The organism is Microbacterium sp. NPDC076768 (genome assembly GCF_040687205.1).
In the GTDB taxonomy this organism is placed as follows: Bacteria; Actinomycetota; Actinomycetes; order Actinomycetales; family Microbacteriaceae; genus Microbacterium.
This window is the reverse complement of sequence record NZ_JBFBMU010000001.1, coordinates 213,088-235,019: the sequence shown is the minus strand read 5'-3', so window position 1 is coordinate 235,019 and position 21,932 is coordinate 213,088. Positions and strand designations below refer to the sequence as shown.

Here is a 21,932-nt window from a genome sequence, read left to right as displayed (position 1 = left end):
ACAAATAGTGCGACGGGAGCAGATGGGGGTTGGGGGAGTTAGGGGAGGAGGGTGGCGGATTGGCGGGCGGCGCCGATGGCGACGTACTCGCCGGCGGCGGGAACCTCCACGGGGATTCCGAACACCTCGGGGGCGATCGCCCGCACGGCCTCGGATTGGGCCCCGCCCCCGATAAGCAGCGCTCGCCGGAGCGGCACGCCCGCCTCGCGCAGCGCGTCGAGACCAGCCCCGAGCCCGGAGAGCATGCCTTCCACTGCGGCACGCGCCAGGTTCTCACGCGTCGTCGAGGCGAGAGTCATGCCATGAAGCGTCGCCGTCGCGTCCGGAAGATTCGGAGTGCGTTCTCCTTCGAAATACGGAGTCAGCGCGAGTCCGCCTGCCCCGGTCAGTGCGGCGAGGGCGAGGCGGCTCAGCTCATCGTGACTCACACCGAGCAGCGCCGCAGTGACGTCGAGCACCCGCGCCGCATTGAGCGTACAGACGAGGGGAAGAAAGTGTCCGTCGGCCGAAGCAAAACCGGCGATCGTGCCTGATGGATCGGTGGATGGCTCAGCGCTCACCGCGAAGACAGTGCCGCTGGTGCCGATGGAGACCACCACGTCGCCCGGTCCAGCTCCCAATCCCAGGGCGGCAGCGGCGTTGTCTCCCGCGCCGGGGGCGACGCGGCGCCCTGCCGCATCCTGCACAGAATCGGCGGCGCCAAGCACTCTCGGCAAGACGGCGTCGTGCCCGAGCGCGGCGATCAGCAACTCGCGGTCATACTCGCCCGTAGCTGCGCTCCAATACCCCGTTCCTGATGCATCAGACCGGTCAGTCACGAGTTCGTCGAGCACAGGACCGTGCGGCGCGGAGTCTGCCCCCTCCTGCCCGTAACCCCGCAACCGCCAGGTCAACCAGTCGTGCGGCAGCGCCACCGCCGCCACACGAGCCGCGTGTTCTGGTTCGTGATCCCGCAGCCAGCGCAGTTTCGCGATGGTGAAAGATGCCACGGGGACGACCCCGGTGCGATCCGCTAGTTCCTGCGCACCAAACTCTTCGACGAGGTCGGATGCAGCGTCTGCCGATCGGGTGTCATTCCACAGCAGGGCATCGCGAATGACAACGCCGGAATGGTCTAGGGCGACCATCCCGTGTTGCTGTCCGCCGATTGCCCACGCCTCGATGTCATCGAGGCCACCAGCTTCATCGATGGCCGTGGTGAGCGCTGCCCACCACGCATCGGGGTTCACCGAAGTGCCGTCAGGATGAGCGGCCCGGCCGGTGCGGACGACCGCACCCGTCTCGGAGTCGACGACGACGACCTTGCAAGATTGGGTCGAAGAGTCGACCCCGAGAACGAGTGCCATGGCCAGACTTAGCGCGCGCCGAGAAGGTGCTCGGTGGCCAGCTGCTGTAGACGCACGAACCCGAAGCCCTTGCCGCCGAGGTATGCATCGGCGTCGAAGTCTTCGTACGCGGCGCGGTCAGCGAGCAAGTCGTCGTACGACTCGCCGGCGTTGAGTGTCGGGGTGGAGAGTTCGGCCACCTTCGCGGCGGCAAGAGCCTCTTGCACTTCTGGATCGGCGCGGAAAGCCGCGGCGCGCTCCTTCAACAACAGATACGTGCGCATGTTCGCGGCCGCGGAGTCCCATACGCCGGTCTCGTCTTCTGTGCGCGAGGGCTTGAAGTCGAAGTGCCGGGGTCCGTCGTAAGCGGGAATTGTGTCGCCTGTGCTTGTCGCAGGGCCGCCGTTTTCGAGCAGATCGACGAGGGAGAAAGCGTTGTGCAGGTCGCCGTGACCGAACACCAGGTCCTGGTCGTACTTGATGCCGCGCTGACCGTTCAGGTCGATGTGGAACAGCTTGCCGTGGAAGAGTGCCTGCGCGATGCCAGCGGTGAAGTTGAGCCCTGCCATCTGTTCGTGCCCGACCTCGGGGTTCACCCCAACCAGCTCTGGTCGCTCGAGCGAGTCAATGAACGCAATGGCGTGGCCGAGGGTGGGCAGCAGAATGTCGCCTCGAGGTTCGTTCGGCTTCGGTTCAATCGCGAAGCGGATGTCGTAGCCCTTGTCGGTCACGTAGTCGCCGAGCAGGTTGACCGCTTCGCGGTAGCGCTCAAGCGCAGCCCGCACGTCTTTCGCGGAGTCGTACTCAGCGCCTTCGCGTCCGCCCCACATGACGAACGTCTTGGCGCCAAGTTCCGCAGCGAGATCGAGGTTGCGCAGCACTTTGCGCAACGCAAAGCGACGAACCTGGCGGTCGTTCGAGGTAAAGCCGCCGTCTTTGAAGACCGGAGCGCTGAAGAGGTTGGTGGTCACCATCGGCACCACAACGCCGGTGTCGGAGAGTGCGCCCTTGAGGCGGTCGATCTGCTTTTGGCGTTCGGCGTCGGAAGAACCGAAGGCGAACAGGTCGTCGTCGTGGAAGGTGAGGCCGTAGGCGCCGAGCTCAGAGAGCTTCTCGACAGCATGGACGACGTCTAGTGCCGGACGCGTGGGGCCGCCAAAAGGATCGGTGCCGTTGTACCCGACGGTCCAGAGTCCGAACGAGAACTTGTCGTCGCGTGTCGGTGTGAGGCTCATGATGCTCCTTCGCATAGCGCGTTGGTGGGTGCGCCGGTAATTGTTGTGAGCAACAACATATAGGCTCAGGGTGAACATGTCCAGTCTTTAGACTGAGATTCCGAGCGAGAGAAAAGGCAGGTGGCGATGGTTGCTTCGACCGAACCAAGCGGCACTGTCGTTGCGCGCGAAGCTGGGGACGGTGTGCGCGCTCGCAATCTCGCGCGGCTCCTGCGACGGGTGCACCTCGAAGGCCCACAGTCGCGCGCGCAGCTCACCGCGTCGACGGGGCTCAACCGCTCGACCGTTGCCGATCTCGTCGCCGAACTGGTCACTGATGGCTGGGCGATCGAACGCGATCCCGACCCTGTCGGTCGTGTCGGCCGCCCGTCTCCTGTTGTGGAAGCATCGCCGCAGACTGTCGTGATCGCGGTGAACCCCGAGGTGGACGCTGTGGAGATCGCGGCCGTCGACCTCGCCCGCCGGATAGCCGTGCGTGAGCGCATTGATGCCAAGCTGCCGAGCGCCGATGAAGTAACCGCGCTGGTCGCTGACGTCGTCTCGCGCTGGTCGAAAGGAGCGCTGAGCGGATCCCGGATCGTCGGCATTGGCGTGGCTGTGCCAGGTTTGGTGCGCCAGGCCGCTGGTCTGGTGCGCAACGCCCCGCACCTCGGTTGGGTCGATGAGCCGCTTGCGGCGTCGATAGCCGCAGCCACCGGCCTCCCCGTGTCAGTGGGCAACGATGCCAGCTTGGGCGCGCTCGCCGAGCACTTGTTTGGTGCCGCGCGTGGAGCAGGCGACGTTGTCTATCTCAACGGAGGCCCTTCGGGTATTGGTGGCGGCATCATCGTGCAAGGTTCTGCCGTCGGCGGGGTAGGTGGCTACGCGGGCGAGTTCGGACAGAATCGCGTGCGCGGCACGGAAAGCGTCTTGGAAGATGAGGTGAGTCGTGCGCGACTCCTCGACGCGCTGGGGCTTGTGAGTGCCGACGATGCCGCGCTCGCCGAGGCCATCGCGCGCTCTGCGAGTGAAGCGGTGCGCGCAGAATGTCAACGCCAGCGAGGAATTCTCGCGCAAGCGCTCGCCGACGCCGTGAACATCCTCAACCCCGCGGTTGTCGTCCTTGGTGGTTTCCTGGCGGTATTGGCAGCTCTTGACCCTGAAGCGTTCTCTGCAGAGGTAGCGTCACTGGCCATGGCTGAAAACGGAGAAGGGCTTCGTATTCTGCCCGCGTCACTTGCCGCTGACCGCCTACTCCTCGGGGCAGCCGAGGTCACATTCTCCGCGGTTGGTGTGATCTGAGGGGTGATGTCAGCGGGAGAGCCAGTTCCGCAAAGAGCGCGCCACCCAGGGGAGTACCCAGTAGGTCATGATGGGCGTGAGCACGACGGTTGTGGCCAACACACGCAGCCAAATTGGCAGTGAATCCCACCCAGGAACAGGGCTCATCGCGTAGGTGAACGCCAGGTTCACGGGAAAGAACCCCAACCAGATCGTGACGGCTTGCTTCCACCGCGGCGGTGCATTTCCGACCGAGACTGAGTCGGCACCTTCGCCAGTGGGGACGGTGATCGTGCCGGTGGCCGGGTCATCGAACCAGCCTTCGATACCGCTTCGCCGCCGAGAGCGTTCGCTGAGTACCAGGCCCTGACCTGTCTCCAGCCACGACGCCCGCTCTTCCGAGTCTTCCCAAGCAACCAGTGTCGTCTCGTCCGCGAAGCGATACAGCATGTGCCAGACGTGAGAGTCCGCTCCGGCGCGCACCCATCCAGACCCGAGAAATCCCGGGTATTGGTTCGCTTTGTTGATGCCGCGTTGCACCCAGGCTGTTGCCTCGCTGATGCGGTCTGGATCAACTTCGCGGCGGATAGAAACGGTAATGGATTCGCTGGACATGCGGGTCCTCGGATAGCGGGCATCCGGGTTGCGAATGCACCAAGCGGTGGTGACGTCAGGGTAGCGACGCCATTCCAATTCTATTTCGCGTTCGTGCACCCGCGGCCGCAAAGGGAGACCCCCGCCGACCCGATTCGGCGGGGGTCTCGCGGCGTTCGAGCCGCGACGGGAGCGAGAGAGCTCTCCGTGTGCGCGGTAGACGTAACACCCGATCCGGTCTAAGTCTCTGTCCGCGCACTTGTAGTTGTACTTGCGCCACATGGCCGAGCGGTAAACGCCGAAAGAACAACCTTCGATGCCCCGCGTTTTGTGGGCGGAGCGCTCCCTCTCCCCGTGCGATCACTCTCTGGAACGAAGCGGAGCAACAGGCTGCTGCGGCGCTGACCGCTCACCGTGCCTACCTGCGGGAGTTGCGCGTGGGGCAAGGGTTGCGGCGTCCCGAGGTCGACGTTCCCTTCGTCGATCCGTCCGGTCCCGCGCACGATGAGGCGCGTGAGGTGCTGTTCACCGCGCGGGCGACTCTCGAGGTTTATGCGCGCGACTGCGCGATTCGGTTGGACGAGGCCGCGGATGCGGCTCGCATGCCGCTGACTGATGCCGAAGCCGCGACGCGGGCGCAGCATGCGATGACCGAGGCATTCTTCAATCTCGCTGTCGTTCAGCCTTTCCAGGCGACGATGGACGTGCTCGCGATCTCCGCCCAGACGCTGTGGGAACACCCCGACATCATCCTCGAACTCCTTGGCGGTGCGGCCACGTTCCTTGGCGGTGCTGCGGTGGCAGCAGGAGGTGGTGCTGTTACCGTGACCGGTGTCGGGGCTTTGGCAGGTTCGCCCGCGCTCGTTGTTGCCGGAGTCGGGGTCGCGGGAGCCGGCGCGACGCTGATGGGAGATGCCGCAGGGCGCTGGCTCAACGAATCCCACGCGGTCGGTGACCGCGTACGCGGTCTCGACCGCGGCGATCGGCGAGACTACGAGGGGAAGTTCGCGAGCGGAGAGAACTCCCCACCGTGGGTCGACAAGGAGAAGATCGGACTCGAGGAGTATGCGAAACGTGAACAGACCGACGTGATCCGTTCGAAAGTCAAGGTTGACTACGAAGGTTCACCCCAAAAGGGGCGGTCCTATGACGGCCTGGTGAAGAATGATGATGGCCCCAATACGTATACCGGCATCGAGGTGAAGTCAGGGAAGGCCATTGATGACTACAACAGGCCGGGAAGTGCGCAGCGACAGTTCGATGAAGCCGTCGACGGAGGGACCCCCGCGCGCGGGAAGCTGGACGGGGAAGAAATCTTCGTCACTCGAGTGGAAACGGAGATAGTGCCGTGACTAATCAAAGAACTCATGCCCAGCAGTTCACCAGCGGGCAGATGGGGTGGATCACGGAGAACCGGCGTCCCGCACCCGAGCATCTACGTCTTATGCTCCGGCGCCTGGACAGTGAGAACGAGTACACATACGCCATCTGGCGGGGGGCTGACCCGAGCAGCGTCATCGGCTTCCGCGAACCGGCGAACGAATCGTTCATGCAGGCAGCAGGATCGGCTGATGCGATGACCGTGGAAGTGCGACTCCCTGGCGCCGATGGTGAAGGCCGCCTGTACACGGTGGGTAGGCCCGAACCAGCGAACGGCGCGACCACTCTCATCCCGATCAGCGATAAGCGTGCGGTGCGAGTGTTTTCGAATGAAATCTTCACCGCCGATGAGGCCGCGGTGATCTTCTACACGTACTACCTCACCGATGCCGTCTCGCAGCCTCATGTTCTGCGAGAGCTCGACCTCACACAGGAACTTTCGGAGGAACGATGAGGGTCTCTGTTCGTCACGACGCGGTGGCGGACACGGCCGCACGCCTCGCTCTCACCGCGAACTCTATCTCGATGGCCACGGCCAATGCGGCGGCCCGCGTCTGGTCGTGAGAACCGCACACGAAGCTCGGAGATTCAGTCCTACCGGCGCTGACCTCTAGATCTCTGTCCGCGCACTTGTAGTTGTACTGGCGCCAGATCACCGAGCGGAGAACGCCGAAAGAACAACCTTCGGTGAGGGCTCTTGTGAGGCGTCCGACATATACAAGGATGTCCTAGTAAATCTCCGGGTGCCGGAGTAAAGTCGTCAATGTGCCAACGAAGGCACGAAGGGATGTCACACAATGACTCGTACTATCCCGCACTTTGTGGGCGGATCGCTTCTTACTCCCGACGCCGGACGCTTTGCAGATGTGTTCGATCCGAGCACCGGCGCTGTGCAAGCTCGCGTGCCGCTGGCCTCTGCCGACGAGGTGCGTCGCGTGATCGCAAACGCTGAGGAAGCGCAGACCGCGTGGGCGGCCACAAACCCCCAGAAGCGCGCCAGGGTTTTGCTCCGCTTCCTCGATCTCGTGCAACGTGAAATGACCTCGCTGGCAGAGCTGCTCTCTCGCGAACACGGCAAGACCGTCGATGATGCCAAGGGAGATATCCAACGGGGGCTCGAGGTCATCGAATTCTCCGCTGGCGCTCCGCACCTGCTTAAAGGTGAGTACTCCACCGGCGCAGGCACTGGCATCGATGTGTACTCCATGCGGCAGCCTCTCGGAGTGGTTGCGGCAATCACTCCATTCAACTTCCCGGCAATGATCCCGCTGTGGAAGGTTGGGCCAGCGCTCGCCGCAGGAAATGCGGTTGTGCTTAAGCCGAGTGAGCGCGATCCATCAGTGCCACTGCGCATTGCAGAGCTCTTTCTCGAAGCGGGGCTCCCCGCTGGCGTGCTCAACGTTGTGCACGGTGACAAAGAGGCCGTCGACGCTCTGCTCACGGACGACCGTATCCGGGCCGTCGGCTTCGTCGGGTCGACACCCATCGCCGAGTACATCTATGCGACGGCGACGGCGCACGGCAAGCGCGCACAGTGCTTTGGCGGTGCCAAGAATCACATGATCGTGATGCCAGATGCCGACCTCGACCAGGCAGTCGATGCGTTGATCGGAGCGGGCTACGGTTCTGCGGGTGAGCGCTGCATGGCGATCTCGGTCGCGGTGCCGGTAGGCCAAGAAACGGCAGACGCGCTCGCGGCCAAACTGGAGGAGCGCGTTGCGCAACTGCGTGTTGGCCCGTCGCTTGCCGCAGACATCGACTACGGTCCGCTTGTCACTCGTGCGGCAGTCGAGCGTGTCGAAGGGTACATCCAGCAGGGGATCGATGAGGGGGCAACCCTGCTCGCTGACGGACGTGGCCTTGTCGTTCCCGGTCACGAAGAGGGGTTCTACCTCGGACCCACGCTGTTCGACCACGTGACGACAGACATGGCGATCTACCGCGAAGAGATCTTCGGTCCGGTGCTTGTGATTGCTCGCGCCGCTGATTATGAGGACGCACTTCGGATGGCTTCTGAGCACGAGTACGGCAACGGAGTTGCCATCTTCACCCGCGATGGTGACGCGGCCCGCGACTTCGCCGCGCGAGTGGAGGTCGGGATGGTCGGGGTGAACGTGCCCATCCCCGTCCCCATCGCCTATTACACGTTCGGCGGCTGGAAGCGCAGCGGTTTCGGTGACCTCAATCAGCACGGTACCGATGCTTTCCGCTTCTATACGAAAACGAAAACGGTGACGAGCCGGTGGCCCAGTGGTGTGCGTGAAGGTGCCAGCTTCGTCATCCCGACGATGCACTAACCCTTCGACAGGCTCAGGGACCGCCCTTCGACAGGCTCAGGGACCGCCCTTCGACAGGCTCAGGGACCGCCCTTCGACAGGCTCAGGGACCACCCTTCGACAGGCTCAGGGAACGAAACACGAGGAATCGCCATGACTATGACCACCATCACCACGGAAGAACGCGAAGCGATCATCGGCGCGGTGCGCGAATTCGCCGAGACGGAGCTTGCGCCATACGCCGCTGAGCGCGATGAGAAGCACCTGTTTCCGCGCGAGTCTTTGAATAAGGCAGGCGAGCTGGGTCTCGGCGGTATCTACGTTGAAGAAGAGTTCGGCGGCAGCGGGCTCAGCCGCCTCGACACCGTGGCCATCTTTGAAGAGCTTGCGAAGGGTGACCCCGCCGTCGCCGCGTACATCTCGATTCACAACATGGTCGTCTGGATGATCGACACCTATGGTGACCAGGCGCAGCGCAGCATGTGGCTGCCTTTGCTTGCCACGATGTCGGAGTTCGGCGGCTACTGCCTTACCGAACCGGGCGCGGGATCAGATGCGGCGAACATCGCCACCAGCGCGGTGCGCGACGGAGACGAGTACGTACTCACCGGCATGAAGCAGTTCATTTCCGGAGCAGGTGAAGCCGCCGTCTATGTTGTGATGGCCCGCACTGGCGAGCCTGGTGCTCGAGGAATCAGCGCATTCCTCGTCCCAGGAGATGCGGAGGCGCTGAGCTTCGGTCCACCGGAAAAGAAGATGGGATGGCACGCGCAACCGACAAGGCCGGTGATCCTCGATGGTGTGCGGGTGCCGGCGTCCGCGATGCTCGGTGAAGAAGGACGAGGGTTCGCCATTGCGATGTCGGCTCTCAACGGCGGCAGGCTGAACATTGCCGCCTGCTCGCTTGGTGGTGCCCAGTGGGCACTCGACAAGGCTGTGCAGTATGTGCACGAACGGGTGGCGTTCGGTGAGCCACTGGCCGAGAAACAGTCGATCCTCTTCGCTATCGCCGACATGCGTACCGATCTGCAGGCCGCGCGCCTCATGGTGCGCGATGGAGCGCAGGCCGTCGACGAGCATGCCCCCGATGCGACGATGCGCTGCGCGATGGCCAAACGTTTCGCGACCGACGCAGGGTTCGACGTCGCCAACAGAGCACTGCAGCTGCACGGCGGCTACGGCTACCTGCAGGACTACGGGATCGAGAAGGTGGTTCGCGATCTGCGGGTCCATCAGATCCTCGAGGGCACCAACGAGATCATGCGCTTGATCGTCGGACGCGAGATGCTTCGGCCCGCAGGGTCGTCTTCGATGCGGAGCGCATCATGACCGAAACCCCTTCTGCCACCACCGTCGCCTTTCTCGGGCTGGGTCACATGGGGCTGCCGATGGCGAAGAATCTCGTCGCTGCCGGCTACCCGGTGCATGGCTTCGATCTTGTGCCTGCCGCTGTCGAAGCAGCCAGAGCGTCCGGCATCATGGTCGCGCAGAACGGGGCTGAGGCGGTTGCCTCAGCGAGCGTCGTTATTACGATGTTCCCCGCCGGAAAGCACGTGATCGAGGCCTACCGTGCCGAGCTTCTGGCGGCAGCGCGACCGGGAACACTCTTCATCGAATCGTCGACGATCGCGGTGGATGAGGCCAGGGCGGCGCACGCGCTGGCGCTCGCCGCCGGTCACCGCAACATCGACGCCCCGGTTTCTGGCGGTGTGGTTGGAGCAGAAAACGGCACGCTCGCGTTCATGGTCGGCGGCGCAGATGACGATTACGCCGCAGCGCTGCCGTTGCTGGAAGTCATGGGCAAGCGCATCGTGCACTGTGGCGGGCCTGGCCTGGGGCAGGCGGCGAAGGTCTGCAACAACATGATCCTCGCGGTTTCACAGATCGCCGTCGCAGAGGCGTTTGTTTTAGGCGAACGGCTGGGGCTCGAACACCAGGCACTCTTCGATGTCGTTTCGCAGGCCTCTGGCCAGTGCTGGTCGATCACCACCAACTGCCCCGTGCCGGGTCCGGTTCCGACGAGCCCGGCCAACCGCGACTACCAGCCGGGATTTGCGGGTGCCCTGATGGCGAAAGATCTGGGGCTCGCACTGCATGCCATCGAGCAGACCTCGACAGATGCGCAGATGGGTAGGCTCGCACAACAGATGTATGCGGCGTTCGCCGCCGGAGACGGAGCATCGCGTGACTTCTCGGGCATCATCACTGATATCCGAGACGACACCGATATTCGTGACGACAGAGCGTGACTAGCGGAACGACGACAGAGAGGGCGACATGACGCAGTACGAGACGATCCTGGTCGAACAACGAGGGCGAGTCGGGTGGATCACTCTGAACCGTCCTGAGGCGTTGAACGCGCTGAACAGCCGCGTTGCTGACGAGGTTTCTGCCGCCGCTGTTGCCTTCGACGAAGATGAGGGTGTCGGCGCCATTGTGGTGACCGGTTCAGAGATAGCTTTCGCCGCTGGTGCCGACATCAAAGAGATGGAGGGAATGTCTGCCGCAGAGATGCGGGAGACAGACCACTTCGGGGTCTGGCGTGAGTTTGCGGCAGTGCGTACGCCGGTGATTGCCGCTGTTTCCGGGTTCGCGCTGGGTGGCGGATGCGAGCTGGCGATGATGTGCGACATCATCTTGGCGTCAGATACTGCGAAGTTCGGCCAGCCGGAGATCAACCTCGGTGTGATCCCTGGCATGGGAGGAACCCAGCGCCTGATTCGCGCTGTCGGTTACTACAAAGCTGCCGAGCTCGTGCTCTCCGGACGCTTTATGGGGGCCGAAGAGGCAGAGCGCGCCGGTCTGGTGTCACGAGTGGTGCCGGGAGCAGACCTGCTTGCTGAGGCGACGAAACTCGCCGACACGATTGCGGCGAAGTCCTTGCCATCGGTTTATGCCGCCAAGGCTGCGCTCGATGCCGCGATGGAAACGACGCTGGCGGAAGGTCTTGCGCACGAGAAGGAAGCCTTCGCTGCGCTCTTCGACACCGCAGATCAGGCGGAAGGGATGTCTGCCTTCCGGGAGAAGCGGGCGCCCAACTTCCAGCACAGATGAGCGCGGCTACGCGGTTGAGGCGCGACCTGGTTCCTCAACTTCGGCGACGAGAGTTTCGTTGCGCTCGAGAATTAGTCGCCGCATGTACCGGCACATGAACAGTGCATCGACGAGTCTGCCCAGCGGGCCAAACGGGGAGCGAAACGTGACCACGTCATGCATCAGCGTTCCCGCCGGGTGCTCTTCGAACCGGTGCTCATGCAAGAAGGCGCCGAACGGACCAGAAACCTGCCGATCAGAGAAACCGTAAGGCTGTTCGATGTCGAACACGATGGACCGCAGACGAAAAGGAATGCCGAAGTGGCGGGCGCGCCAGGTGACCGTCGACCCTTCGGTAAAGACGCCACCCTGGGGAGCTTCGACCATCGTCTCGCCATACTTCGCCATCGTGCGTACATGCAGGGCAGGGTCAAGCGATGCCGCGAAGACGGCAGACGGCGACGCTTTCACGACAGTTTCGAGCGTGAAGCTGGCCACGTTAGAGGGCTTCGGGTTGCGGACGCGGGTCGGCGAAGTCGCCGGCATCTTTGCGGAGTCTCGCGACGATCGCGACGAGCTCTGCCGCATCGTCGCGGCTCATTCCAGGGTTGGCAAACACTTCGGTATTGAGGGACTCAGTGGCGCGTTCGACCAGCTCACGCCCGGCATCCGTCAGCACCAAAAGCGCGGCGCGTCCGTCGTACGGGTGCGGCTCGCGCAAAATCAAGCCATCGCGCACGAGACGCTCGGCGGTGCTCGTGACCGTCGTCGCGTGCACCTGAAGGCGCGCGACCACGCTCGAGAGTGGGAGGCTGCCTGCGCGACTAAAGGCCAGCAGTCGCAACATTTCGTAGCGAGCAAAACTCAGCGAGAAAGGTTTGAGCGACGAGTCGACACGGGCCAGCAGCAATTGCTGTGCGCGCATGACCGATGTGACAACCGCCATTCCGTCTGCCGCATCCGTCCAGCCGTGGGCCAGCCACTGCCGCTTCGCCTCAGCAAGCGGATCTATGGGAAGAGGGCGGGGTCTGGTCACCTCTCTACGGTAGCGTCGCGAGGCGTTTGCTCCGCGACGCCGCGCGATGCACGCCTTCCCCGCCCAATGAGTCTCAGTTGCAGATGGTCTGAAACTCGGTATCAACGTCTAGAATTGCAACAGTCGTGAGGAGCATTCGATGAAGATCTTCGTCCTGGTCAAAGAGGTGCCAGACACCTATGGCGATCGCAAGCTGAATCTCGAGACGGGACTCGCCGATCGTGCGGCGGGTGACCTAGTGCTCGACGAGATCACGGAGCGTGCGCTCGAAGTCGCGCTCAGCTTCGCTGACAAGAACGAGGGCACCGAGGTGGTGGCCGTTTCGATGGCTCCCAGCGGTTCGACGGCATCTGTGCGCCGCGCGCTCGCCATCGGCGCTGGATCGGCCGTGCACATCGCAGATGAACAGCTTGTTGGTGCCGATCTCGGGCTCACCGCCGAGGTGCTCGCCGCCGCTATTCGCCGTGGCGCACCCGACCTCGTGATTACCGGCAACCTCTCTACCGACGGCTCGGGCGGAGTAATTCCGGCGATGCTCGCTGAGCACCTGGGGTTCGCCCAAGCGACGGCGTTGACGTCGGTAGAAATCACCGCAGAATCCGTCTCCGGAACCCGTGGAGCCGACGCGGGAGGACAGCCGATCTCGGCGCCGCTTCCCGCCGTTATCTCGGTCACCGAGGCGATGCCAGAAGCGCGGTTCCCCAACTTCAAGGGCATCATGGCTGCGAAGAAGAAGCCGCTAGAGGTGCTCTCTCTCGCTGATCTCGACGTGTCAGCAGATCCGGGAGTTGCCCCACGGACCATCATGACCGCCGTGGCGGAGAAGCCTCCCCGTGCGGCAGGCGTAAAGATCACCGATGAGGGTGACGCGGCCGAGAAACTGGTCGAGTACCTCGTGCAGAACAGGCTGGTGTGAGATGACGTATCCCGATAACTCGATCCTCGTGCTCGTTGACCTCGACCCATCCGGCAACGCGGCGAGCAGTACGGCAGCACTCCTCGGAGCAGCGTCGATCATTGGTACGCCGATTGCGTTGATCGTCGGCGGTAGCCAGGCCGCGGTCGATCAGGTGACAGCTGCGGGCGCAGCAGCAGTGCTGACGGCCGACAACGATGCCGCCGCCCTCACCGTCCCGATTGTTGACGCGCTGCAAGCCGCTGCCGCGCAAGTGAAGCCGGATGCGGTGCTCATCTCCAACTCGATCTCAGGTCGTGATGTGGCTGGACGCTTTGCAGTGCGCTCGCGGAGCGCACTGTCGGTGGATGCTGTCGGCGTATCCCGCGACGACGAAGGTGTCATCGCTCATCACTCGGTATACGGCGGGGCGTACCTCGTCGACTCCGCTCCCACCTTCGGCACTCCGGTCATCACGCTGCGTCAGGGGGCGGTAGATGCACGCGCTGAGGCCGTGGCCTCTCCGCAGGTCGAGGCGCTGAGCGTGACGGCATCCGGCGCTGTCGCGGCGACTGCTGGTGCGATCGAGGCCATCGAAGTCGCCTCCTCGCGTCCCGAGCTGCGCGGAGCGACCAGGGTCGTCTCTGGCGGCCGTGGGCTCGCTTCGAAAGAGAAGTTCGTGCTCGTCGAAGAGCTTGCCGATGCACTCGGCGCAGCCGTTGGTGCGTCACGCGCTGCCGTCGACGCTGGCTACGTTCCGCAGTCGTACCAGGTGGGGCAGACGGGCGTCTCGGTGTCGCCGCAACTGTATGTGGCCCTGGGTATCTCGGGTGCAATTCAGCACCGGGCCGGAATGCAGACCTCGAAGAACATCGTCGCGATCAACAAAGACGCAGAGGCGCCGATCTTCGATGTCGCCGACTTCGGCATCGTCGGTGACGTCTTCGCCGTCGTGCCGCAGGTGATCGCGGCGCTCGCGGCGCGGAAGAAGTAGCAATGGCGACGCGGAAGCTGCGGCGCGGTCTGCCGCGTGTAGTGGGCGGAGACCCCTGGCCTCCTGCCGATGCTGCGGCGCTGAGTGCATCTGACACCGCAGACACGTCGGTTGCGGCATCGCCCACGGAGGAGCCAGCGGTATCCACGGCGGCCGCGTCTGAGCCTGTCTCTGCGCCGTCGGCGGCGGCCGCTGTTCTGCCGACAGCTTCTCGTGAGACGTTGAACGTTCGCCGCGGCTTGCCCCGCGTGCCTGGCGGAGACCCGTGGCCTCCCGCCGATGCTGCTGCTCCCGCCGCGGCCACGGCGCCAGCGGCCTCAGAACCTGTAGTGGTTGACGAGGCGTCAGCGCCCGCGGTTGAGGCACCCGCCGCGCAGGTGCAGCAACAGGCGGCGACACCGACACCTGTCGCCGCGGGCAGTGCCGTTCGTCGCGGCCTACCGCGCAGTGCCGGGGGAGACCCATGGCCGCCCGCAGGAACCACCCCCGCAGTGCCTGCCGACGTGGCTTCGACTGACAGTGCGACCCCAGCCGAGACAGCGGCCCCCGTCGCCACTCCTGTCCCCGTCGCAGCCTCCGCTGTGGCGGTGCCAGCCATCGCCGATGTCGCCACCCCACTGCCTTCGCCAGGGACTGTCTGGAACGGTACTGCTCCGCGGAACCTGGTTGTGGCCCCGAAGACTGGTCGCCCTCGGCCGACCTGGACGCAAGCCATCGCCGTCTTGTTCGGGGCAGCGGCAGTGGGAGTGCTCGCCGGTGCGGCAATCGCTTTCGTGCGCACGCTCCTGAGCTTCCCGTTCATGCAGGACTTCTTGATCGCCTTTCCTGGCGAATACGAGCCCGCCATCGCCGTAGAGCCAGGGTTCTCGCCGTGGGTCAACTGGGCACACTTTTTCAACATGTTCTTGATCGTGTTGATCATTCGCTCTGGACTGCAGGTGCGCACCGAAAAGCGTCCGACAGTGTTCTGGACGCCACGCGGAAACGCGAAGGGCAAGATCAGCCTGGCGCTGTGGTTCCACCAAGCGCTCGACATTCTGTGGTTGCTGAACGGTGTGATCTTCGTTGTGCTGTTGTTCGCCACCGGGCACTGGGTGCGGATTGTGCCAACGAGCTGGGAAGTCTTCCCGAACGCGCTGTCGGCTGCGCTGCAATACCTGTCGTTTGACTGGCCACATGAAAACGGCTGGAACAACTACAACAGCTTGCAGCAGCTCGCCTACTTCGTCACCGTGTTCATCGCCGCGCCACTGGCGGCCATCACGGGTTTCCGTATGTCGGGGCTGTGGCCGAAGAAAGCCGAGAAGCTCTCGAAGGCGTATCCGGTCGAGTGGGCGCGTGCGCTGCACTTCCCGATCATGCTCTATTTCGTGGTCTTCATCATCGCCCACGTTGCTCTCGTGATGCTGACCGGTTTCTTGCGCAACTTGAACCACATGTTCGCCGCGCAAGATGCCGCCACCTGGACTGGATTCTGGGTATTCATCCTCTCTCTCGTGGCGATCGGCATCGGGTGGGTTGCCGCGCGTCCACTGGTACTCGCGCCGATCGCGAAGTTGTTCGGAAAGGTCTCCGGCCGCTGACGTCAGCCGCGAGAGCCGTGCAGGGCTCACGAGCCCGAGTCGGGAAGAAGGCACATCATGACCGAGGCATACATCATCGATGCCGTGCGTTCGCCGGTGGGCAGGCGCGGCGGTGCACTCTCGGAAATGCATCCGGCTGACCTTGGCGCGCACAGCCTGCGAGCGCTCGTTGACCGTGTCGGCGTTGATCCGGCGGCTATTGACGATGTGATCATGGGGGCGATCGACGCGATTGGCGCGCAAGCGGGCAATGTTGCGCGCACCGCGGCTCTCGTGGCCGGTTTCCCCGAACATGTGCCTGGTGTCACCATCGACCGGCAATGCGGTTCGAGCCAACAAGCAGTGCACTTCGCCGCGCAAGCGGTGATGAGCGGCACCAACGATCTTGTCATCGCCGGTGGGCTGCAGAACATGAGCCGCTTGCCGCTTTCTTCTGCCGTGACCGCGGGCGAGGCATACGGGTTCTCAACGCCTTTCGCAGAATCGCCCGGTTGGCAAAAGCGCTACTCCGACCAGGAGGTCTCGCAGTTTGCGGGAGCAGAACTGATCGCCGAGAACTGGAACATCTCCCGCGATGAGATGGAGCAGTTCGCGCTCGAGAGTCACCGTCGCGCAGCGCTCGCGCAGGATGATGGACGGTTCGCCAACGAGATCGCCGAACTGGGTGGTCTGAGCGCTGATGAAGGGGTGCGGCGCGACACCACGCTGGAGCGGATGGCCTCTCTTGCGCCGCTGCGCGAAGGTGGTCGTCTGACTGCGGCGGTGTCTTCGCAGATCAGTGATGCCTCCAGCGCTGTTCTTGTGGCCAGTGAACGTGCGGTGCGGGAGCACGGCCTGACGCCCCGTGCGCGGGTGCACCAAATGACTGTGCGTGGCGCCAGTCCCATCTTCATGCTCACCGCGCCGATCCCCGCCACACAGCACGCGCTAAAGCGGGCAGGCATGAGCATCGACGATGTCGATCTGTTCGAGGTGAACGAAGCTTTCGCCTCGGTGGTGCTTGCCTGGATGCGCGAACTCGACGTGCCGCACGAGAAGGTGAATGTAAACGGCGGCGGGATCGCGCTCGGTCACCCCATCGGTGCGACGGGCACCCGCATCATGGCGACGATGCTCAACGAGCTGGAGCGCACCGGTGGCCGGTTCGCGCTGCAGGCAATGTGCGAAGGTGGCGGTGTCGCGAACGTGACGATCCTCGAACGCCTCTGATCCACAGAGAAGGGCCGCTTCCCTCGGGAAGCGGCCCTTCTCTGTGGGTGTTGACAAGTGGTTAGGGGCGAACGAAGCGGACTTCGGTCAGCGTCTCGCCCAGGAACGGCTCCGTGTGCGTATCGCCATCGAGGCGGAATCCGTTGCGCGTGTAGAAGCGGTGCGCGCGGGGGTTGTCTTCGGCGACCCAGAGATACAGCGGCTCATCTTTTTCGATGGTGGCGTCGAACAGCTTCTGGCCGATGCCGGTGGAGTGCCACGCATCCAGCAGATAGATGAAGTAGAGCTCGCGGAAGGCCGGAGAGTCTTTGTCACGAGCGGGGCCGGAACCGGCGAAGCCGACGATCTCACCGTCGACAAGCGCGGCGTTCATCTTGAAGTCGGGGCCCTGTGAAGCCCAGTGCGTCCACAGCTCTGCCATGCGGCGAGGGGACACTTTTTCTAGTGCTGCCTTGCTGATCAGATGATCGTAGGTCTCGTGCCACGACTGCGCGTGCACACGACCGAGGGCTTCCGCATCCACATCACGGACCGGACGGACGATGACTTCAGACTGGGCTTCGGCGCTCATATCTGGACTCTACGCGGGGCTTCCGCGAAGCGGAAATCGAGTGGACGCTCGACGAGGCAGGCCGCAAAGGGATGGAGGTTTCACACAACGATGTTCGCGAATCGTGCATTGATGGATACGATCAGTCCTCGTGAATGTGATCTGGCGGACCTTCCTGGTGATCCTTGGCGCTCGCCGCCGCGTGCGGCGAGGAAAGACCCTTGATCCGACAGCGGTCGGCAGCATTCGGCTCCGGACCCTGCCGACCGATATCGACATCCTTCGTCACATGAACAATGGGCGCTACCTTTCGCTGTTTGACCTCGGGCGGTGGGATCAGCTCATCCGTACGGGGCTCTTCGATGCAATGAAGGCGCAGGGCTGGTACGCGGTCGTGTCGAGCGAGACAGTCACTTTCCGCAAGTCTCTGCACCTGTGGCAGCGCTTCGAGGTGCAGTCGCGGTTCATCGGGCATGACGAAAAGGCGCTCTTTCTGGAGCACAGGGCCGTCGTCAAAGGCGAGATCTACGCCAGGGTGATCGTCAGGGCAAGGATGCTGCGCCGCACCGGCGGCACCGTCAGTAACGAAGAGCTGTTCGCCGCTGTCGGAAAGCCAGAGGGTGTGCCGGAGATCGACGCCTGGGTGCATGACTGGGCTGCCGCATCCGCCCTTCCGTCTACGCGGGCGGACGCCCCCAGTACCTGGGCCTGATCTAGTCAGGCCGCGAGCCTTATTGCTCGCGACTTTTGGGGTGCGGGATCCCGGTTTCCGCGGGCATCCAGACTTATGGTGGACACCATGGTAGAGTCGTCGTCATCCCCCGCGGATGCCGTGGCATCCGCGCCCCTCGCAGATCGCGCAGTCGAGCTCGCTCACCGGTGGGCCGTCGAGGCTTCGGTGATCGAACCCGACCCCGCTGCCGCGCGCCTCGCCGGTGTGCTGCAAGACGCGAACGGGTTGCCATTCACCCTCGGATTCGTTGACGGCGTCATGCGGCCGGAAAGCCTGAGCGCTGCTGCCTCGCGACTGCACAAAATCGCTCCGATCGTGCCAGATTTTCTGCCATGGTACCTGCGCTCTGTCGTGCGCCTCGGTGGGGGAGTCGCGCCAATATTGCCCGCACCCGTTGTGCCGATCGCGCGCAAAGTGCTGCGCGACATGGTCGGACACCTCGTCGTCGATGCGCGCCCCGCCAAGCTCACCACCGCAATCGAACGCATCAAAGCGACCGGCGCGCGTCTCAACCTCAACCTGCTCGGCGAGGCCGTTCTCGGCGAAGCGGAGGCGCGGCGACGGCTCGACAGCATCCACGAACTCATCAAGCGTCCAGATGTTGACTATGTGTCGGTCAAAGTCTCGGCGATCATCAGCCACCTCTCGATGTGGGCGTTTGACGAGGTTGTCGACGAAGTGGTGGAGCGGTTGCTGCCGCTGTATCTGACGGCTGGTGGCCCTTCGACAAGCTCAGGGACCGAGGGGGGAAGCTCAGGGACCCAGGGGGCGACGTTCATCAACCTCGATATGGAGGAGTATCGCGACCTCGACCTCACCATCGCGGTGTTCACCCGCATCATGGAAGACCCACGGCTGGCGGGACTCGAAGCGGGAATCGTCTTGCAGGCCTACCTGCCAGACGCTCTGCCTGCCTTGCAAGAGCTCACCGCATGGGCCCGAGAGCGGGTCGCGCACGGCGGCGCACGCATCAAAGTACGTCTGGTCAAAGGGGCAAACCTTGCGATGGAGCAGGTCGAGGCGCGCATGCATGGCTGGACGCCCGCGACGTTTGACACCAAGCTCGACACCGACGCGAACTACCTGCGTTGTGTGGACTGGGCGCTCCGGCCCGAGAACACAGCTGCGGTGAAGATCGGGGTAGCCGGGCACAATCTCTTCGGAATTGCATACGCCTGGCTGCTCGCCGAAGAACGCAAAGTGACCGACTTCGTCGAGGTCGAGATGCTGCTCGGGATGGCGCAGGGGCAAGTGCAGGCGGTCTCGCGTGTGGTCGGACCCGTGCTCCTGTACGTGCCGGTCGTGAAGCCGACCGAGTTCGATGTCGCGATCAGCTATCTGGTGCGTCGGTTGGAAGAGAACGCGTCGGCAGAGAACTTCCTCTCCGCCGCATTCCAGATCGCCGATGACGACTCTCTGTTCGAGCGCGAGCAAGACCGCTTCCTTCGGGCGCTGGACCGTGCAAACGACGGCACGTTCCGTAGCGGCCCGCGGCGCACGCAAGACAGGCTCGCCCCCGTCCACGAATCTGTGCGACCAGAATCCGCGGCGCTCTTGCCAGAGACCGACCTCACTAAGCAAGTGCTTGGCATCTCCCGGGGCTCCGACGAGGGAGGGCGGGAAGCCTTTCTCGAAACCGCCGTCTACTCTGCGCGTGAGATGGAACACGACGCGGGCGGCGCCCCCGGCTTCGTCAACACGGCAGACAGCGATCCGGCGTTGCGAGTAAACCGGGACTGGGCGCGCGAGATACGCGAACGCATCCCCACATCTGGCCTCGGTAAGGCGACGATCGCGGCGGCGCGAGTCACCAATGCCGAACACCTCGATCAGGTCGTGCAGGGCGTACGCAACGCGGCTCCGGCATGGGGGGCGCGTCCAGCAGTCGAACGCGCCGAAGTGCTTCTGCGTGCGGCCGCGGCGCTCGAATCGCGCAGGGCTGACCTCATCGAGGTAGCGGCATCCGAGACAGGCAAGGTCTTCGCAGAGGCCGATGTGGAGGTGAGCGAAGCCATCGACTTCGCACGCTACTACGCCGCCAAAGCACGCGAACTCGACTCCATCGCTGGAGCGGTGTTCGTGCCCGCATCCGTCACCGTTATTGCACCGCCGTGGAACTTTCCGCTCGCTATCCCCGCGGGTGGCGTGCTTGCCGCGCTCGCCGCAGGGTCCGGAGTGGTCTTCAAGCCGGCGCCGCAAGCGCGTCGTTCTGCCGCGGTCATCGCCGAGACACTCTGGCAGGCCGGAGTGCCGCGCGCCCTGCTCGCGCTCGTCGACGTCGCGGAAGATGAGCTCGGTCGCGCTCTGATCGCACACGATGCGGTCGATCGCGTCATCCTGACCGGGTCGTGGGATACCGCAGCGTTGTTCCGCTCGTGGCGGCCCGATCTGCCACTGCTCGCGGAGACGAGCGGCAAGAACGCGATGATCATCGCCCCATCAGCCGACCTCGACCTTGCCGTTGCTGATGTGGTGAAGAGTGCATTCGGGCACGCAGGGCAGAAGTGCTCTGCCGCATCTCTCGTGATCCTCGTAGGTCCGGTGGGGCGCTCGCCGCGATTCGCGCGGCAGCTGGCAGACGCGGTGCGTTCGTTGCACGTGGGATACCCGCATGATCCGCTCGCCGAAGTGGGTCCGGTGATCGAAAAACCCGAGGGGAAACTCGCCTGGGCGCTGAACGAGCTCGAGGGTGATGAGCAATGGCTGATCAAGCCTGTGCTGGCCGATGCGGATGACGGCAGCGAACGGCTGTGGCGCCCAGGCGTCAGAGTCGGCGTGCAGCCAGAGTCACGGTTTCATCGAGAAGAGTTTTTCGGTCCGGTGCTCGGCGTGATGCACGCGCCGACTCTTGCCCGCGCGATTGAGATGCAAAACGCGGTCGCCTACGGGTTGACTGCCGGGCTACACACCCAAGATCCGGAGGAACTCGGCTTCTGGCTCAACCGAGTGCAGGCAGGCAACCTCTACGTCAATCGCAGCATTACCGGTGCGATCGTGCAGCGGCAACCGTTCGGAGGGTGGAAGCGCTCTGCGGTCGGCGCTGGCGCAAAAGCAGGAGGCCCGAACTATCTGATCGGGCTTGGTTCGTGGCGCTCCAGACCAGGAGGCCCCGCATCCAGCACTCTGCATTTGAGGGGGCTCGACTCCCGCATCACGGCGCTGATCGAGTCGGCGCAGGCATCGCTGGGGTATGAAGCATTCGAGTGGTTGCGACGTTCTGCGCTGTCGGACGCATTGGCCTGGGATCGCGAATTCGGTCAGGTGCGCGATGTGTCTCGACTCGGGATCGAGCGAAACCTCTTTCGCTACCGGCCTGTGCCGGTGGAGATACGCGCGACGGAAGATGCCGCGCTGCAAGATCTTCTGCGGGTTGTGATTGCTGGCGTGCGTTCCGGCGCGGAGTTCGTCCTCTCGACGCCGGTGGGGCTGCCAGGCGACGTGCGTCGCGCACTCGGCGACCTCGATGCCCCGGTGTTCCTCGAAACTCAAGACGAGTGGATGCAGCGCATGCTCCGACAGGAGACCGATGAGCTGGATACCGTTCTTCCGCGCAGAGAACGCGTGCGCCTCGTCGGCGGTCGCGCCGCCGTCGCCGCGCTGCACACGGCATTCGCGACGGCCTCTGCGGGAGATCCGGACATCGCGGTGTACGACGGTGAGGTGACCGCCGCCGCTCGCATCGAACTCCTCCCGTTCGTGCACGAGCAGTCGATCTCGATCACCGCCCACCGCTACGGCAACCCCGACCCCTGGAGCACCCCCATCATCTGACCCTCTCCCCTCCTCCCCCCCCTCCCTCCCCTCCCTTTTGACTGCTCCCGTCGCACTT

General features: G+C 64.0%; 19 protein-coding genes. 13 read left to right on the top strand and 6 right to left on the bottom strand.

Going from position 1 to position 21,932, the window contains the following annotated elements:
- Positions 1–38 precede the first annotated feature (38 nt).
- Together xylB and xylA are read right to left on the bottom strand one after the other, a co-directional pair.
- Positions 39–1,346: a xylulokinase gene (xylB, locus tag AB0O87_RS01225; protein ID WP_363510939.1), complete on the bottom strand. Its 1,308-nt coding sequence runs from the start codon at positions 1,344–1,346 to the stop codon at positions 39–41.
- 8 nt (positions 1,347–1,354) lie between these two features.
- Entirely contained in the window at positions 1,355–2,560 is a 1,206-nt protein-coding gene (gene xylA, locus AB0O87_RS01220) for a xylose isomerase (protein ID WP_363510936.1), read from the bottom strand.
- A 126-nt stretch (positions 2,561–2,686) separates the two neighbouring features.
- Here xylA and AB0O87_RS01215 point away from each other — a divergent pair, with 126 nt between their 5' ends.
- Complete coding sequence (locus AB0O87_RS01215; protein WP_363510933.1) at positions 2,687–3,841, top strand: ROK family protein; 1,155 nt, start codon at positions 2,687–2,689, stop codon at positions 3,839–3,841.
- 9 nt (positions 3,842–3,850) lie between these two features.
- Here the strand turns inward: AB0O87_RS01215 and AB0O87_RS01210 are convergent, their stop codons facing one another.
- A complete protein-coding gene (locus AB0O87_RS01210; protein ID WP_363510930.1) occupies positions 3,851–4,435 on the bottom strand; it encodes an antibiotic biosynthesis monooxygenase in 585 nt (194 codons plus the stop codon).
- A 428-nt stretch (positions 4,436–4,863) separates the two neighbouring features.
- Here AB0O87_RS01210 and AB0O87_RS01205 point away from each other — a divergent pair, with 428 nt between their 5' ends.
- The 6 genes from AB0O87_RS01205 to AB0O87_RS01180 all read left to right on the top strand — a co-directional run bounded on the left by AB0O87_RS01205 (position 4,864) and on the right by AB0O87_RS01180 (position 11,124).
- The gene (locus AB0O87_RS01205) at positions 4,864–5,766 is read left to right on the top strand and encodes a hypothetical protein (protein ID WP_363510927.1); all 903 of its coding nucleotides are present in this window, start codon (positions 4,864–4,866) and stop codon (positions 5,764–5,766) included.
- Positions 5,763–6,248, top strand: coding sequence for a hypothetical protein (locus AB0O87_RS01200; RefSeq protein ID WP_363510924.1), 486 nt, complete (start codon positions 5,763–5,765; stop codon positions 6,246–6,248). The genes AB0O87_RS01205 and AB0O87_RS01200 overlap by 4 nt, the downstream gene beginning before the upstream one ends.
- A 343-nt stretch (positions 6,249–6,591) precedes the next feature.
- Entirely contained in the window at positions 6,592–8,091 is a 1,500-nt protein-coding gene (locus tag AB0O87_RS01195) for a CoA-acylating methylmalonate-semialdehyde dehydrogenase (RefSeq protein ID WP_363510921.1), read from the top strand.
- Between the two features lie 132 nt (positions 8,092–8,223).
- Positions 8,224–9,399, top strand: coding sequence for an acyl-CoA dehydrogenase family protein (locus AB0O87_RS01190; protein WP_363510918.1), 1,176 nt, complete (start codon positions 8,224–8,226; stop codon positions 9,397–9,399).
- Complete coding sequence (gene mmsB, locus AB0O87_RS01185) at positions 9,396–10,319, top strand: 3-hydroxyisobutyrate dehydrogenase (protein ID WP_363510915.1); 924 nt, start codon at positions 9,396–9,398, stop codon at positions 10,317–10,319. The genes AB0O87_RS01190 and mmsB overlap by 4 nt, the downstream gene beginning before the upstream one ends.
- 28 nt (positions 10,320–10,347) lie before the next feature.
- Positions 10,348–11,124: an enoyl-CoA hydratase-related protein gene (locus tag AB0O87_RS01180; protein ID WP_363510912.1), complete on the top strand. Its 777-nt coding sequence runs from the start codon at positions 10,348–10,350 to the stop codon at positions 11,122–11,124.
- Positions 11,125–11,130: 6 nt separating this feature from the next.
- Here AB0O87_RS01180 and AB0O87_RS01175 read toward each other — a convergent pair whose 3' ends face one another.
- On the bottom strand, positions 11,131–11,601 hold the full coding sequence (locus AB0O87_RS01175; RefSeq protein WP_363510910.1) for an SRPBCC family protein: 471 nt from the start codon (positions 11,599–11,601) through the stop codon (positions 11,131–11,133).
- A gap of 1 nt (position 11,602) precedes the next feature.
- Positions 11,603–12,139 carry a MarR family transcriptional regulator gene (locus tag AB0O87_RS01170; protein ID WP_363510907.1) on the bottom strand — a complete coding sequence of 179 codons (537 nt, stop codon included), beginning with the start codon at positions 12,137–12,139 and terminating at the stop codon, positions 11,603–11,605.
- 139 nt (positions 12,140–12,278) lie between these two features.
- Here AB0O87_RS01170 and AB0O87_RS01165 point away from each other — a divergent pair, with 139 nt between their 5' ends.
- Genes AB0O87_RS01165 through AB0O87_RS01150 form a run of 4 tightly spaced genes read left to right on the top strand, consistent with a single transcriptional unit; the run spans position 12,279 to position 16,820 of the window.
- Positions 12,279–13,055, top strand: coding sequence for an electron transfer flavoprotein subunit beta/FixA family protein (locus AB0O87_RS01165; RefSeq protein ID WP_363510904.1), 777 nt, complete (start codon positions 12,279–12,281; stop codon positions 13,053–13,055).
- A 1-nt stretch (position 13,056) separates the two neighbouring features.
- A complete protein-coding gene (locus tag AB0O87_RS01160) occupies positions 13,057–14,028 on the top strand; it encodes an electron transfer flavoprotein subunit alpha/FixB family protein (protein WP_363510901.1) in 972 nt (323 codons plus the stop codon).
- A gap of 2 nt (positions 14,029–14,030) precedes the next feature.
- Positions 14,031–15,611, top strand: coding sequence for a cytochrome b/b6 domain-containing protein (locus tag AB0O87_RS01155; protein WP_363510898.1), 1,581 nt, complete (start codon positions 14,031–14,033; stop codon positions 15,609–15,611).
- Positions 15,612–15,668: 57 nt separating this feature from the next.
- Positions 15,669–16,820 carry an acetyl-CoA C-acetyltransferase gene (locus tag AB0O87_RS01150; protein ID WP_363510895.1) on the top strand — a complete coding sequence of 384 codons (1,152 nt, stop codon included), beginning with the start codon at positions 15,669–15,671 and terminating at the stop codon, positions 16,818–16,820.
- 61 nt (positions 16,821–16,881) lie between these two features.
- On the opposite strand, the gene AB0O87_RS01145 is transcribed toward AB0O87_RS01150, so the two are convergent.
- Entirely contained in the window at positions 16,882–17,391 is a 510-nt protein-coding gene (locus tag AB0O87_RS01145) for a GNAT family N-acetyltransferase (protein WP_363510893.1), read from the bottom strand.
- A 130-nt stretch (positions 17,392–17,521) separates the two neighbouring features.
- On the opposite strand from AB0O87_RS01145, the gene AB0O87_RS01140 reads away from it, so the two are divergent.
- The gene (locus AB0O87_RS01140) at positions 17,522–18,082 is read left to right on the top strand and encodes an acyl-CoA thioesterase (protein ID WP_363510890.1); all 561 of its coding nucleotides are present in this window, start codon (positions 17,522–17,524) and stop codon (positions 18,080–18,082) included.
- An 87-nt stretch (positions 18,083–18,169) separates the two neighbouring features.
- On the top strand, positions 18,170–21,874 hold the full coding sequence (locus AB0O87_RS01135; protein ID WP_363510888.1) for a bifunctional proline dehydrogenase/L-glutamate gamma-semialdehyde dehydrogenase: 3,705 nt from the start codon (positions 18,170–18,172) through the stop codon (positions 21,872–21,874).
- Positions 21,875–21,932 lie beyond the last annotated feature (58 nt).

Bases quoted from the DNA above. Each gene is read 5' to 3' on its own strand.
- xylB (WP_363510939.1), bottom strand. From the start codon at position 1,346: ATGGCACTCGTTCTCGGGGTCGACTCTTCGACCCAATCTTGCAAGGTC.
- xylA (WP_363510936.1), bottom strand. From the start codon at position 2,560: ATGAGCCTCACACCGACACGCGACGACAAGTTCTCGTTCGGACTCTGG.
- AB0O87_RS01215 (WP_363510933.1), top strand. From the start codon at position 2,687: ATGGTTGCTTCGACCGAACCAAGCGGCACTGTCGTTGCGCGCGAAGCT.
- AB0O87_RS01210 (WP_363510930.1), bottom strand. From the start codon at position 4,435: ATGTCCAGCGAATCCATTACCGTTTCTATCCGCCGCGAAGTTGATCCA.
- AB0O87_RS01195 (WP_363510921.1), top strand. From the start codon at position 6,592: ATGACTCGTACTATCCCGCACTTTGTGGGCGGATCGCTTCTTACTCCC.
- AB0O87_RS01190 (WP_363510918.1), top strand. From the start codon at position 8,224: ATGACTATGACCACCATCACCACGGAAGAACGCGAAGCGATCATCGGC.
- mmsB (WP_363510915.1), top strand. From the start codon at position 9,396: ATGACCGAAACCCCTTCTGCCACCACCGTCGCCTTTCTCGGGCTGGGT.
- AB0O87_RS01180 (WP_363510912.1), top strand. From the start codon at position 10,348: ATGACGCAGTACGAGACGATCCTGGTCGAACAACGAGGGCGAGTCGGG.
- AB0O87_RS01165 (WP_363510904.1), top strand. From the start codon at position 12,279: ATGAAGATCTTCGTCCTGGTCAAAGAGGTGCCAGACACCTATGGCGAT.
- AB0O87_RS01160 (WP_363510901.1), top strand. From the start codon at position 13,057: ATGACGTATCCCGATAACTCGATCCTCGTGCTCGTTGACCTCGACCCA.
- AB0O87_RS01155 (WP_363510898.1), top strand. From the start codon at position 14,031: ATGGCGACGCGGAAGCTGCGGCGCGGTCTGCCGCGTGTAGTGGGCGGA.
- AB0O87_RS01150 (WP_363510895.1), top strand. From the start codon at position 15,669: ATGACCGAGGCATACATCATCGATGCCGTGCGTTCGCCGGTGGGCAGG.
- AB0O87_RS01145 (WP_363510893.1), bottom strand. From the start codon at position 17,391: ATGAGCGCCGAAGCCCAGTCTGAAGTCATCGTCCGTCCGGTCCGTGAT.
- AB0O87_RS01135 (WP_363510888.1), top strand. From the start codon at position 18,170: ATGGTAGAGTCGTCGTCATCCCCCGCGGATGCCGTGGCATCCGCGCCC.